Annotated in this window: 17 protein-coding genes; 10 read left to right on the forward strand and 7 right to left on the reverse strand. The window is 42.4% G+C overall.

Annotated features, from left to right (window positions below; genetic code table 11):
* Positions 1-29 precede the first annotated feature (29 nt).
* The 4 genes from WA279_RS06880 to aprX all read right to left on the reverse strand — a co-directional run bounded on the left by WA279_RS06880 (position 30) and on the right by aprX (position 4176).
* A complete protein-coding gene (locus tag WA279_RS06880; protein WP_336154771.1) occupies positions 30-1247 on the reverse strand; it encodes a cytochrome P450 family protein in 1218 nt (405 codons plus the stop codon).
* Positions 1248-1476: 229 nt separating this feature from the next.
* On the reverse strand, positions 1477-1833 hold the full coding sequence (locus WA279_RS06885; protein WP_251188401.1) for a hypothetical protein: 357 nt from the start codon (positions 1831-1833) through the stop codon (positions 1477-1479).
* 78 nt (positions 1834-1911) lie between these two features.
* The gene (locus tag WA279_RS06890) at positions 1912-2736 is read right to left on the reverse strand and encodes an MBL fold metallo-hydrolase (protein ID WP_336154772.1); all 825 of its coding nucleotides are present in this window, start codon (positions 2734-2736) and stop codon (positions 1912-1914) included.
* Between the two features lie 111 nt (positions 2737-2847).
* Positions 2848-4176, reverse strand: a complete 1329-nt coding sequence (gene aprX, locus WA279_RS06895) for a serine protease AprX (RefSeq protein ID WP_042975826.1) — start codon at positions 4174-4176, stop codon at positions 2848-2850.
* A gap of 224 nt (positions 4177-4400) precedes the next feature.
* On the opposite strand from aprX, the gene WA279_RS06900 reads away from it, so the two are divergent.
* The 3 genes from WA279_RS06900 to WA279_RS06910 all read left to right on the forward strand — a co-directional run bounded on the left by WA279_RS06900 (position 4401) and on the right by WA279_RS06910 (position 6143).
* Positions 4401-4634 carry a hypothetical protein gene (locus tag WA279_RS06900; RefSeq protein ID WP_014476869.1) on the forward strand — a complete coding sequence of 78 codons (234 nt, stop codon included), beginning with the start codon at positions 4401-4403 and terminating at the stop codon, positions 4632-4634.
* 279 nt (positions 4635-4913) lie between these two features.
* The gene (locus tag WA279_RS06905) at positions 4914-5621 is read left to right on the forward strand and encodes a poly-gamma-glutamate hydrolase family protein (RefSeq protein WP_100506594.1); all 708 of its coding nucleotides are present in this window, start codon (positions 4914-4916) and stop codon (positions 5619-5621) included.
* Between the two features lie 69 nt (positions 5622-5690).
* Positions 5691-6143 (forward strand): OsmC family protein, encoded by a 453-nt coding sequence (locus WA279_RS06910; RefSeq protein WP_003231775.1) that lies wholly within the window; start codon positions 5691-5693, stop codon positions 6141-6143.
* A gap of 13 nt (positions 6144-6156) precedes the next feature.
* On the opposite strand, the gene ebrB is transcribed toward WA279_RS06910, so the two are convergent.
* From ebrB to WA279_RS06925, 3 genes are all read right to left on the reverse strand, one after another.
* Positions 6157-6510, reverse strand: coding sequence for a multidrug efflux SMR transporter subunit EbrB (gene ebrB, locus WA279_RS06915; protein ID WP_336154776.1), 354 nt, complete (start codon positions 6508-6510; stop codon positions 6157-6159).
* 13 nt (positions 6511-6523) lie between these two features.
* The gene (gene ebrA, locus WA279_RS06920) at positions 6524-6841 is read right to left on the reverse strand and encodes a multidrug efflux SMR transporter subunit EbrA (RefSeq protein WP_015483253.1); all 318 of its coding nucleotides are present in this window, start codon (positions 6839-6841) and stop codon (positions 6524-6526) included.
* 134 nt (positions 6842-6975) lie between these two features.
* A complete protein-coding gene (locus WA279_RS06925) occupies positions 6976-7254 on the reverse strand; it encodes a hypothetical protein (protein ID WP_336154778.1) in 279 nt (92 codons plus the stop codon).
* Between the two features lie 88 nt (positions 7255-7342).
* On the opposite strand from WA279_RS06925, the gene WA279_RS06930 reads away from it, so the two are divergent.
* The 7 genes from WA279_RS06930 (at position 7343) to nrdE (ending at position 12539) form a co-directional block, all read left to right on the forward strand.
* Entirely contained in the window at positions 7343-7756 is a 414-nt protein-coding gene (locus tag WA279_RS06930; protein WP_003231769.1) for a YmaF family protein, read from the forward strand.
* 99 nt (positions 7757-7855) lie between these two features.
* Entirely contained in the window at positions 7856-8800 is a 945-nt protein-coding gene (gene miaA, locus WA279_RS06935) for a tRNA (adenosine(37)-N6)-dimethylallyltransferase MiaA (protein WP_038429003.1), read from the forward strand.
* A 39-nt stretch (positions 8801-8839) separates the two neighbouring features.
* Complete coding sequence (gene hfq, locus WA279_RS06940; protein ID WP_003221097.1) at positions 8840-9061, forward strand: RNA chaperone Hfq; 222 nt, start codon at positions 8840-8842, stop codon at positions 9059-9061.
* 195 nt (positions 9062-9256) lie between these two features.
* Positions 9257-9529 (forward strand): YmzC family protein, encoded by a 273-nt coding sequence (locus tag WA279_RS06945; RefSeq protein WP_336154782.1) that lies wholly within the window; start codon positions 9257-9259, stop codon positions 9527-9529.
* 81 nt (positions 9530-9610) lie between these two features.
* Complete coding sequence (locus WA279_RS06950) at positions 9611-9841, forward strand: hypothetical protein (RefSeq protein ID WP_003245262.1); 231 nt, start codon at positions 9611-9613, stop codon at positions 9839-9841.
* Positions 9842-10084: 243 nt separating this feature from the next.
* A complete protein-coding gene (gene nrdI / locus WA279_RS06955) occupies positions 10085-10477 on the forward strand; it encodes a class Ib ribonucleoside-diphosphate reductase assembly flavoprotein NrdI (RefSeq protein ID WP_003231758.1) in 393 nt (130 codons plus the stop codon).
* Positions 10437-12539: a class 1b ribonucleoside-diphosphate reductase subunit alpha gene (nrdE, locus tag WA279_RS06960; RefSeq protein WP_014476877.1), complete on the forward strand. Its 2103-nt coding sequence runs from the start codon at positions 10437-10439 to the stop codon at positions 12537-12539. Before nrdI ends, nrdE begins: the two co-directional genes overlap by 41 nt.

The following is a 12539-nucleotide window of genomic DNA, read 5'->3' on the forward strand; positions in this document are numbered from 1 at the left end:
CCCTCTTTTAAAAGGGGGCGTTTTGAATGTTATTTTGAAAGTGAAACAGGGAGACTTTCTAATCCTCTTAAAAAGACATTTTTTCTCCATTGAATGTCATCAGGTGCAACCGCAAGTTCAATATCAGGAAATCTCTTCAGAAGTGCGTTAAATGCAATGTGGCCTTCCAGCCTGGCAAGAGGCGCTCCTAAGCAGAAATGAATGCCAAAACCGAAAGAAATATGTCTGTTAGGCGACCGATTTATATTTAATATTTCGGGGTTCTCGAAAAAATTCGGGTCGCGATTGGCAGATCCGATCCCTATAAAAATCATGTCTCCTCTTTTGATCGAATGCCCCTTATATGTAAAGTCTTCGATGGCCCACCGATTTGCCATCATAACGACAGGTGAGGTGTATCGCAGCAATTCTTCAACCGCTGTAGCGATCATTTCAGGATGCTGCTTGAGCTTCTCACATTCCTTCTTGTGCTGCAGCAATGCGAGTGTGCCTGAGCCGAGTAAGTTAACAGTTGTCTCAAGGCCGGCTACAACGAGCAAGAACAGCATCGAATAAAGCTCTTTTTCGCTTAGCTTGCTGCCGTTTTCCTCAGCATGCACAAGTTTGCTGATTAAATCGTCTTTTGGCTTTATTCTTCTGTCATGGATCAGCTTGGCGATATAATCTTTAAATTCACGAAGAGCCTGATTTGTCAGCTCTCTATTACCTTCAGAGGTATCAACCATCGCATTGGTCCAGATTTGAAACTGTGACCGATCTTCTTTTGGGATTCCCATCAATTCAGATATAACAATAAAAGGCAAAGGGGAAGCGAAGGATTTCATGATATCCGCTTTATTTTCTTTTTCCATTTCATCTAAAAGCTGGTCAGCAATTTGTTCAATGCTGCCGCGCAGATTTTCAATGGTTCGGGGAGTAAATGCTTGATGAACAAGTGATTTCAGGCGGGTATGGTCAGGTGTGTCTTTTGCCAGCATATGATCGGATACAAAATCGATATCTTCACTAACGTTGAGCATTTTGATTTGTTCTTGGTTCATCACATTTTTTACGTCTCTTGTAATTCGATTGTCTTTTAAAAAGGCCATACAATCATCGTATCTGGTAATTAACCAGGCCGGATATGTGGCTCCGAACCGTTTTAATTCAAATCGGTGAATGGGCTCTTCCTCTCTAAATCGTCCTAAAACTGAAAAAGGATTGTGATGAAACTCTTTACCATGCGGATGAAACATCAATTTTTCCATTTGCATTCTCCTCGCCTAATAGGGTAAATAGATGAATCAAATTGCTGAATTAGTTTACAAAAAACAGAATTGTTTGAAATGTAATCCTGTCTCTAAAACTATATATCTATTTTAGGAGTCATTCAATAGGGTGAAGAACGAAAAAGTGAAAAAACGGCTCGATATAAAGCAGCGCCTTTGCACGAAAGCTCAAAGGCGCTACGCTGTATTATTTTGATGAAAGTGACTGTCAGCTGTGCTGGATATCAATTGTATATACTGCACGATCTGTTACGACCTTCAATCCTTCGTTTTCTTGATGAATATGAATGTCACCTAATAAAGGAATCTCATAGGCATTTTGCGGAAGCGGTACGTTTCCGTCCTCAGTGAATGTTGTTCCTGCGCCTTCTAAAACAAGCTCTTCTTTCGCAACATAATCATCAGGATGATTCGTACTGCGTATAGCCACTTTTTGAAGGTGGAGAACAATCTGATCCAAGTCTGATATCTCTTCATCATGGGTCAATTCACCTTTTCTAATATCAAGCGTCTGGCCGACTTTTGATTCCAGCCATTGAGAAAGCTGTGTATTCGTGTGTGCCATCAATATTCCTCCTTTTGATCTACACGATACTATTCCCAATTGCTGCATCTTTTACACGGAAAAGAGCCGCCTCACTCTTTATGTATGAAACAATTCGCTGTTGAGAGCCTTGATATAGCGTACGGCAGAACGCTGGACCGCTTCGCCGGCATTTTCTTTGACAACTTTAGAAAAAGCATTGTAAAGCCGGTTGAATTGAAGCGGTTTTACTTTGGCTGCTATTTCTTCAACTTTGGAGGCGGGAAGGGGAATGAGATTTGGGTAGCTGTACATAAAGCTGACCCAGTTTCGGTCCGCCGCAACCGTAATGATATCTCCCGTCAATAGACAGCCTTTCCCTTCATTGCCCTTGCTCCAATGCAAAACAGCACCACCTTTAAAATGTCCGCCCAGTCGGTAAAGGTCCAGTCCCGGCTTTACGTTGAGCGATTCCCCTGACCAGAAGTGAATGTGATTGCTTGGCCTTGTCACCCATTCTTTATCATCCTCATGGATATAGATCGGGGCCTGAAATGCTTCAGCCCACTCAACCTGAGTAGAGTAATAATGCGGATGAGACAAGGCGATGGCTTGAATACCGCCTAATCCGTTGATTTGGTCAATTGTCTTTTGGTCAAGATATGTCATACAATCCCACAGCACATTGAAGCCATTATGCTGGATAAGATGGGCTGTTTGTCCGATCGCAAACTCTGGTTCAGTTTTGATGCTGTAAAGATGCTCTTCTTCCTTTTGGAGGATGTTTTGAAGGTTTCCTTTCTCACGCATGTCTTCAAGGGTTGTCCAACTTTGTCCATCGGGATGAATATACTGTCTTTCATCCTCGCAAATCAGACACGAGTTGGGCGGATCTACAGTCTGTGCATGTTGCACACCGCATGTATTGCAGATATAATATGGCACTTTCTTCACTTCCTTCATCTATTTTCCATTATTTTACCTTATTATTATGAATATTCAAATGGAAAAACCGGCAGTTCTGCTGAGAGAGAATTGCCGGCTTTTTGGTGCTTTTTATTGGCCGGGAACGGAATTTTCTGCGTTGACAGCGCCCGCTCCGTAGATATTCGGATCTTCATCTTTCCATTTGTCCGTGCCGTTTTTCAAAAGCTCTTTTACTTCATCAGGGGTAAGATCCGGGTTTTGCTGAAGAATTAAAGCTGCGATTCCTGCGCAAATCGGTGTTGCCATCGAGGTTCCTGACATTGTAAAGTACTGAGACCCTACACGGCTTGACTTTTGGAGCTTATCAATATAAGAATTCGGAGAGCGAAGGGAAATAATATTAACACCCGGCGCTAAAATATCGGGCTTTTCTTTCCCGTATACTGTCGGGCCGCGGCTTGAGAAGGAAGCGACAGTATCATCATCGCTGCTTGCAGTATTGTTATCGTCAAGCGCACCTACTGTAATCACCTTTTCGCTCACGCCCGGGCTTGCAATGGTCTGCGAATCAGGGCCTGAGTTTCCGGCAGCGACACAGACGACAATCCCTGCGTTCCACGCTTCTTCAACCGCTCTGACTAACGGATCTTCCTGTTCATGATCATATCTAAGGGCATCGCCCCCAAGCGACATACTAATAATATCAATCGGTTCATCGGGGTTGTCCTCATTGTATTGAATACACCACTCAACACCCTCTATAATATCTGCTAACGTTCCTGAACCCTGCTTGTTTAATACCTTTACACCGATGAGATTGGCTTCCGGTGCAGGTCCGCGGTATTGACCGGAAGAGGATGCACCGCTGCTTGCGACATCACCTGCACAGTGTGTACCATGACCATTATCATCGTACGGCTCTGTTTTTTGATTGACCATGTCCGCGAATCCGATAATTCTGCCTTCTAGATCAGGATGCGGGTAGATTCCTGTATCGACAACAGCGACAGTAACACCTTTTCCTGTCAGGGTTTGCCCGTTTCTGACGACTTCCTTCGCATGGCTTGCTTCGGTTGCCGTGTCTAAAAGCGCTTTGACTTCGCGGTTTAAATACACTTTACGGATATTGCTGCATTCAGAGAGAAGGGAATGTAATGCTGAAGGAGTAACCTCGGCGCTACAGCAGTTGATTTTGTTGAAGCGGCTTTTTAGCTTGCTGCGTTTTTCTTTTTGCAGCACCTCTCCAGCCATTTGAAAGCCGGTCTCGTGACAGCCTTCCTCAAATTCGATAATGACTGACATTTTTTTTCTGTTTTGCAATTTGGTTTCGAAAAATTTATGCAAGAAGCAAGGAGTCCATTTGAAGGGCTTGTAAAGCTGCAATACGGTTTCCCGTAACGGCCAATCTAGCTTGTGAGCATTTGCTCTCACCATTTGTACCATAGAGTACCCAAACATGTATTTTCCTCCTATTATAAGGTTCTCTGTATACTCTATGAACAGATGATAGGTTTTGTAAGTTTGTTTGTCCTCTATAAGAGACAGACAAGAGTTTGTTTTTCTGAATCTTTCGCATTAGATACGATAGATTCAGAAGTTGAGGAAATCATTGGGGATTGATAAGGAACGTTTGTTCGTATTATAATGTGATCATATCAAACTGGGAAGGGGAGAGCAACCGTATGAATTTCTACTTGCACCGATCTTTGGAAAGCCAAATGCCAATCAGCATTATATATATGAAGAAAGACGGAACGATTAGTAAAAGAACGATTATTGTAAGACAGAAAAGCAAAACGAAAATCAAAGCATTTTGTTTTTCGAAACAACAGATCAGAACATTTTTATTGGACTCTATCCTCTCCTGTGACTTTGTGAGAACAAATAAGCAAAATCTCTATTCTGCAGGCCGGTAACAGCTGTCCGTCTCAGCAATCGGGCAGTCTGTTACTAAAACCCTCCTTAAACCTATATACATTTATTTGCCAAGTGAGGTTGTTCCTACCTTTTTTGTCTTTCCTCTCAACCTTTTTTCACTCTTATTTGAAATGAACCGCTAATAACCGTGACAATCAATTGATTTTTTGAAACCGGGAACTTTTTCACTGATGATATTGTGTATACAATGGTAAGATAAAACCTATTGGCTAAACCTCATATAATGAACCGCGCCATTCTTATGAAAGGAGTTAAACATGAGAAGATTTTTACTAAATGTCATATTAGTCTTAGCCATTGTCTTGTTCTTGAGATATGTTCATTACTCATTGGAACCTGAACCATCAAATCAGCCAGATACATATTCAAATTTCAGCAGCTTGGCAGAGAATGAGAGCCCAGCCGATTACGATATTTCATATAATGAGAAAATAGGAAGCAAAGTCTTAATTATGTCTCCGCATGGCGGAAGAATTGAAGGCGGAGTAAGTGAGCTTGTTCGTTATTTCAATAATGAATACTCTACATACCTGTTTGAAGGGTTGAAGTCCCACGATAACCAAACGCTGCACATTACAAGCACCAACTTTGATGAGCCATTGGCAAAAAAGAAAATCAAGGAGCATCAATATGTGGTGGCTTTTCACGGATATAAAGGGGAGAACAAGAATACGCTTGTAGGGGGAACAGACCGAAAGCGGGCGAAAATGATTGTGAGAGCCCTTGAGCGGAGAGGGTTTTCCGCTGAGTTAGCGTCGTCTAAAAGCGGTCTTGCTGGATTGAATGCCGAAAACATTAATAACCAAGGGGAAACGGGGCTAAGTATCCAGCTGGAAATCAGCCGTGAGCAGCGAGAAGCATTTTTTGATGATTTTTATTATAAAAATAGAAAATACACAAAGAATAGTGAATTTTATGCTTATGTCAGTGCGATCAAAGGTGTCCTGGAAAAAGAGTATTCGTAACAAGCAGATCAGAAGACAAAATAAGAGAAGATCAGTAGACTGAAATAGGATAAAAAAGGAGGCAAAACAATGGCAGATCATCATTTTTATTTAAAAGCGAATTGGCCGGGTAACCGCAATGATGTCGGTACGATTGAAAGCGGAAACCTGATCACATCGATTTCCATTCCTAAAGAAATGGATGGCCCGGGAGAAGGGACCAACCCAGATGAAATGCTTCTCGGGGCGGCAGCGACCTGTTACATTATTACACTTGCAGCGATGATGGAGAGAAGCGGGCTGGAAAAAGAAGACTTACAGATGGAGTCAGAAGGCATTGTGGACGTCACAAAAGGAGTCTTTACATACAAAAAGATCATTCACCGTCCCTCTGTCGTGCTTAAACATGATGCTTCACAAGACGACGTCGCATTGGCGCACAAGCTTTGTAAAAAAGCGGAGTCGTCATGCATGATTTCGCGTGCAATTCAAGGAAATGTCGAGCTGCAGCTTGAAGCCTCTGTGAAACTGGGTGGAGAATAAAGAAAACAGACGGTCACTCACAGACCGTCTGTTTTTTATCTTCAGCGTGGGCTTTCGATTGATTTAGCACGACCACGCCTGCAATGACAAGCGTGAGACCGAATACACCTTTTAAACTGATGGTTTCGCCAAAAAGCAAAAACCCGACAATTGCTGTAAGTGCGGTACCAATGCCCGACCATGTTGCATACGCGCTTGATAAGTCAATTGTTTTTAAAGAAAAGCTTAGAAACGTAAAAGCAGAAAGAAATCCGACTATGACTCCGGCAATGGGCCAGGCTTGTGTAAATCCTTCTGAAAGCTTCAGCATCGTGCTCCCAAACACTTCAGATACAATGGCGAGAGCCAAATAAAGCAATCCTCTCATCTTCATCACTCCTTTACTGCCAATTAAGTAACACGACCCCTGATAGTAATAAAAGAATCCCGATAAGCCCTTTGGCATTCAGATCTTCCTTGAACCATTTTACTCCGATCACTGTCGTCAGCACCGTGCCTGCCCCGCTCCAAGTCGCATAGGAGAGGCTCAGGGGAATATGGTTTAAAGTCAGGGACAGCATATAAAAGGCGAGGGAATAGCCAATAACGACCAAAGCACTTGGCTTCCACTTTTTGAAGCCATCAGATACTTTCAGCATGGCTGCTCCTATCGATTCCGAACATATGGCAATCGTGAGGAATATATATCCTATCAACATCATGAATTCTCCTCACTATATTTTTAGATTAGAAAAAACTTCAGCTAGAAAAATATTAGTGTATGCCTATGTATGAGTCAAGAGATTCATTTTCACACACTTAAAAAGACCCCTTTTTAAGGGGTCTTTTGCGTTTAATAATAATAAGGGAACGGGGCATACGGATAATAGGGGTATCCATACAAATAAGGATTAAATAAAGCGCTTCCTATAAGCCCGCCTGCAAGGCCGCCGATAAACGGTCCTCCAAAAAATCCGAATGGCCGGCCAAAACCAAATCCATAACCAAATCCGGGTCTTCCAAACCCGTAACCGAACCCGAACGGTCTTCCAAACCCAAATGGTCTCCCGAATCCGAACGGTCTTCCAAATATTCTTGTATCTTCAGGGCTGAAATTTTCTAACTCGTTCATGTTTTCTTTCCTCCTGTAATAAAGTGTAGATGATGCAGTGTATTCACCCTGCCCGGATTTGATTGGGCGAATCGAGGAAAAGGAGGATGTGAACACATTGGGCCTGTATCAGTCTGACTGGTCAAAAGCACCGCCCCACGCACATGCTTATCATGTCAAAACAACGAGAGAACAGGGCCATTATCATCTCATTGAAGGGTTTACTCAGCCGGCAAACGGATCAAATACCGATCAGCATACACATTACTATACAGGGATCACTTCATTTGAAAACGGCCATTTTCATCGGTATTACGGAATCTCAGGGCCGGCGATTCCCTTAGCAGATGGCACACATTATCATGAAATCGAAGAAACGACGTATCTGGCCTATAACGAGCCGATTGAGATCCAGTACGGAGGGGTTGTGTACGATCCCGGAGATGACAGAAGAAAAACGCATCGTCATACCCTGAAAGGAAAGACAAGGGAAATTGTCGGCAATGAGCCGCTCGGCTGGTAGAAGGATGTTTACCGATGCAAAAAAAGGGCAAAATGGATAGGTGGTTGTCCATGTTGAATGCTATAATGGGGGGAGATTTATAAAAGAGAGTGATACATATTGAATAATACGAAGCAGCCCGTTGTCATTTTAGTCGGACCGACGGCAGTGGGGAAAACCAATTTAAGTATTCAGCTAGCCAAATCCTTAAACGCGGAAATTATCAGCGGAGATTCGATGCAGATTTATAAAGGGATGGATATTGGAACAGCTAAAATTACCGAACAGGAGATGGAGGGAGTGCCCCATCATCTGATTGACATTTTAGATCCCCAAGACTCTTTCTCTACTGCCGATTATCAAAGCTTAGTAAGAAATAAAATCAGCGAGATTGCAAATAGAGGAAAGCTTCCGATGATTGTCGGCGGTACAGGGCTTTATATACAATCTGTGCTTTACGATTATACATTTACGGAAGAGGCAAATGATCCCGTGTTTCGAGAGAGCATGCAAATGGCTGCTGAGCGGGAAGGCGCTGACTTTCTTCATGCCAAACTTGCTGCAGCAGATCCCGAGGCAGCAGCTGCGATTCATCCGAATAATACAAGAAGAGTCATTCGCGCACTGGAAATTTTACATACGTCCGGAAAAACGATGTCCCAGCATTTGAAGGAACAAAAACGAGAACTTCTGTACAATGCAGTGTTAATTGGCCTGACAATGGATAGAGACACGCTTTACGAAAGAATTAATCAGCGGGTCGATTTGATGATGGAGTCAGGCCTTCTTCCGGAAGTGAAACGCTTATACGACAAGAACGTGAGAGACTGTCAATCAATACAGGCGATAGGCTATAAAGAGCTGTATGCATATTTTGACGGTTTTGTGACACTTTCCGATGCTGTCGAACAGCTAAAGCAGAACTCGAGGCGGTATGCGAAACGCCAGCTGACGTGGTTTCGCAACAAAATGCAGGTCACATGGTTCGATATGACACCGCCTGTTGATATGGAGCTGAAAAAAAAGGAAATTTTCACACATATAGCAGGAAAACTCGAACTTTAATCGAAACTGTATGATATAGAGAATCAAGGAGGACGAAACATGAAACCGATTAATATTCAGGATCAGTTTTTGAATCAAATCCGGAAAGAAAATACGTATGTCACTGTTTTTTTGCTGAACGGCTTTCAGTTGCGGGGCCAGGTGAAAGGCTTTGATAACTTTACCGTATTGTTGGAATCGGAAGGTAAGCAGCAGCTTATATATAAACATGCGATCTCAACGTTTGCGCCGCAAAAAAACGTCCAGCTTGAACTCGAATAGATCAAAAAATGCCATGTCAAGACATGAGGAAAGGCTGCCGGGGGTTCCCGGCGGCCATTTTTAACATGAATCCACTTTTGCTCCAAGCTTTTTGTGTAAGCTGACCATGCCAAGGCACGGTCTTTTTTTATGAGAACAACATACAGAAGTAAAAATGGTATATTATGTATAAAATGAATTTGGGAGTGATCGACCTTGTTTGAAAGTGAAGCAGAACTGAGACGAATCAGGATTGCACTTGTATGGATAGCTGTTTTTTTACTGTTCGGGGCGTGCGGGAATCAAGAAACCATTATTGAAACAGACAGCGGCAATTCAGACTATGAAATGCCTCAACCCACCTCGTTTCCGCTTGAACATAATCATTTTGGCGTTATGGAGGACGGCTATATCAAAATTTATGAGTATAATGAGTCCCGCAATGAGGTAAAGCTGAAGAAAGAATACGCGGATGATGAGCTTGAATAAAATTCACAAGCATTCGAATTTACAAAGCGGATGCCAGCGGCTAAACTAAATACAGACACAGATCAAACAGAGGGTGAAAACATGAAGCATAAAGTGATCGTGAATCATTGGGAAGAAATTTGCGAAGATGATTCTTGCTATGAATACGGAACAAGTATCATTGTGAACGGAAAAGAATTAATCAGAGAAGCGTCAATTATCACTGCTTTGAAGGCGGTTTTAGAAGAGATCGGCGCGGATGTTGAAATAGAAGAAACAGTAGAGAGCGAAAAATGCTGTGATAGCTTAAGAAAAAAAAATCTAGACTACTAAGCAGTTTTTTTTCATGTTATGATATACATCGGCTAAAAAACGACACCCCGAGTAGGACGAGAGATGATTCTCGTTCTGCTCTCTTTTTTGGGCCCTAATGAGTCTGCCCATTTGCCTGATTTGATCAAAATATGAATTTTTCATAAAAACGAATCTATATATTGTGTTTTTGCTAGAGGGTAGTATACTATATATAGTGTTAGTGATGAGAGATTCATATTTTTTGATAGGTCGTGATAAAACGTGGTACAAATCATATTTGATTCGAAAACAGGGAATGTTCAGCGGTTTGTGAATAAAACAGGCTTTCAGCAGATACGCAAGGTGGACGAAATGGACCACGTGGACACTCCGTTTGTTTTGGTCACCTACACGACAAACTTCGGCCAGGTACCGGCATCAACACAATCATTTCTCGAAAAATACGCCCATCTCTTATTAGGAGTCGCTGCGAGCGGCAACAAAGTATGGGGCGATAACTTTGCAAAAAGCGCCGATACCATTTCAAGACAATATCAGGTGCCGATCTTGCACAAATTTGAACTCAGCGGCACATCTAAAGACGTTGAATTGTTTACTCAGGAGGTAGAAAGAGTTGTCACAAAATCAAGTGCCAAAATGGATCCAGTTAAATAACGAAATCATGATCCAAAAAGATGGAAAATTCCAGTTTGATAAGGATAAAGAGGCTGTACATAGCTATTTTGTAGACTATATCAATCAAAACACAGTGTACTTTCACGATTTAAAAGAGAAGCTGGATTATTTGATTGAAAATCAATACTACGAAGAGGAGTTCTTAAGCCTTTATTCTTTTGAGGACATTAAAGAAGTGTTTAAGACAGCTTACGCAAAGAAGTTTCGTTTTCCTTCCTTCATGAGTGCGTTTAAATTCTATAATGACTATGCTTTGAAAACGAATGACAAGAAAAGAATCCTCGAGCGTTATGAGGACCGGATCTCAATTGTTGCGCTGTTCTTCGCAAACGGCGACACTGAGAAAGCAAAGGAATATGTGCACCTGATGATCAATCAGGAATATCAGCCGAGCACACCGACATTTTTGAATGCCGGCAGAAAACGCCGCGGAGAACTTGTGAGCTGCTTCTTGCTGGAAGTCAATGATTCCTTAAACGACATTTCAAGAGCGATCGATATCTCCATGCAGCTTTCTAAATTGGGCGGAGGGGTTTCTCTTAACCTGTCCAAGCTTCGCGCGAAAGGTGAAGCCATCAAAGATGTTGAGAATGCGACAAAAGGCGTTGTAGGCGTCATGAAGCTTCTTGATAACGCGTTCCGTTACGCTGACCAAATGGGACAAAGACAAGGATCCGGCGCGGCGTATTTAAACATTTTCCACCGCGATATCAATGATTTTCTTGATACGAAAAAGATTTCTGCGGATGAAGATGTGCGTGTCAAAACGCTTTCGATCGGTGTTGTCATTCCGGATAAGTTCGTTGAGCTTGCACGTGAGGACAAAGCGGCTTATGTATTCTATCCGCACACGATTTATAAAGAGTACGGCCAGCATATGGATGAGATGGACATGAACGAAATGTACGACAAGTTTGTCGACAACCCTCGGGTGAAAAAGGAAAAAATCAACCCGCGGAAATTGCTTGAAAAACTGGCGATGCTTCGTTCTGAATCAGGCTATCCATACATCATGTTCCAAGATAACGTGAATAAAGTGCATGCGAATAACCATATTTCCAAGGTGAAATTTTCTAACCTTTGCTCTGAAGTGCTGCAGGCATCTCAAGTTTCTTCATACACAGACTATGATGAAGAAGATGAAATCGGTCTGGATATTTCCTGCAACCTGGGTTCGCTTAACATTCTCAATGTCATGGAGCATAAATCAATCGAAAAGACAGTCAAGCTTGCGACCGACTCTTTAACACACGTGTCTGAAACAACTGACATCCGTAATGCGCCTGCTGTAAGACGGGCAAACAAAGCGATGAAATCAATCGGCCTCGGTGCTATGAACCTTCACGGCTATCTTGCGCAAAACGGCATTGCGTATGAAAGTCCGGAAGCGCGTGACTTTGCAAACACGTTCTTTATGATGGTGAACTTCTACTCCATCCAGCGTTCTGCGGAAATCGCAAAAGAGAAGGGCGAAACGTTTGATCAATATGAAGGCTCAACCTATGCGACAGGTGAATACTTTGACAAATACGTTTCTACTGATTTCTCACCGAAATATGAAAAAATAGCTAATCTGTTTGAAGGTATGCATATCCCGACGACAGAGGACTGGAAAAAGCTAAAAGCATTTGTGGCTGAACACGGTATGTATCACAGCTACAGATTATGCATTGCGCCGACAGGCTCTATCTCATACGTTCAATCAAGCACGGCGTCTGTTATGCCGATTATGGAACGGATTGAAGAACGAACATACGGCAACTCAAAAACGTACTACCCAATGCCTGGGCTTGCATCTAATAACTGGTTCTTCTATAAAGAAGCCTACGATATGGACATGTTCAAGGTTGTGGATATGATCGCCACTATCCAGCAGCACATTGATCAGGGAATCAGCTTTACATTATTCTTAAAAGACACAATGACGACCCGTGATTTAAACCGAATCGATCTGTATGCACATCATAGAGGAATTAAAACCATTTACTATGCAAGAACGAAAGATACTGGGCAAGACAGCTGCCTTTCTTGTGTTGTTTGA

Source organism: Bacillus sp. 204(2023), from assembly GCF_037027505.1.
GTDB classification, from domain to species: Bacteria; Bacillota; Bacilli; order Bacillales; family Bacillaceae; genus Bacillus; species Bacillus subtilis.

Bases quoted from the DNA above. Each gene is read 5' to 3' on its own strand.
- WA279_RS06880 (WP_336154771.1), bottom strand. From the start codon at position 1,247: ATGGAAAAATTGATGTTTCATCCGCATGGTAAAGAGTTTCATCACAAT.
- WA279_RS06885 (WP_251188401.1), bottom strand. From the start codon at position 1,833: ATGGCACACACGAATACACAGCTTTCTCAATGGCTGGAATCAAAAGTC.
- aprX (WP_042975826.1), bottom strand. From the start codon at position 4,176: ATGTTTGGGTACTCTATGGTACAAATGGTGAGAGCAAATGCTCACAAG.
- WA279_RS06900 (WP_014476869.1), top strand. From the start codon at position 4,401: ATGAATTTCTACTTGCACCGATCTTTGGAAAGCCAAATGCCAATCAGC.
- WA279_RS06905 (WP_100506594.1), top strand. From the start codon at position 4,914: ATGAGAAGATTTTTACTAAATGTCATATTAGTCTTAGCCATTGTCTTG.
- WA279_RS06910 (WP_003231775.1), top strand. From the start codon at position 5,691: ATGGCAGATCATCATTTTTATTTAAAAGCGAATTGGCCGGGTAACCGC.
- ebrB (WP_336154776.1), bottom strand. From the start codon at position 6,510: ATGAGAGGATTGCTTTATTTGGCTCTCGCCATTGTATCTGAAGTGTTT.
- ebrA (WP_015483253.1), bottom strand. From the start codon at position 6,841: ATGTTGATAGGATATATATTCCTCACGATTGCCATATGTTCGGAATCG.
- WA279_RS06925 (WP_336154778.1), bottom strand. From the start codon at position 7,254: ATGAACGAGTTAGAAAATTTCAGCCCTGAAGATACAAGAATATTTGGA.
- hfq (WP_003221097.1), top strand. From the start codon at position 8,840: ATGAAACCGATTAATATTCAGGATCAGTTTTTGAATCAAATCCGGAAA.
- WA279_RS06950 (WP_003245262.1), top strand. From the start codon at position 9,611: ATGAAGCATAAAGTGATCGTGAATCATTGGGAAGAAATTTGCGAAGAT.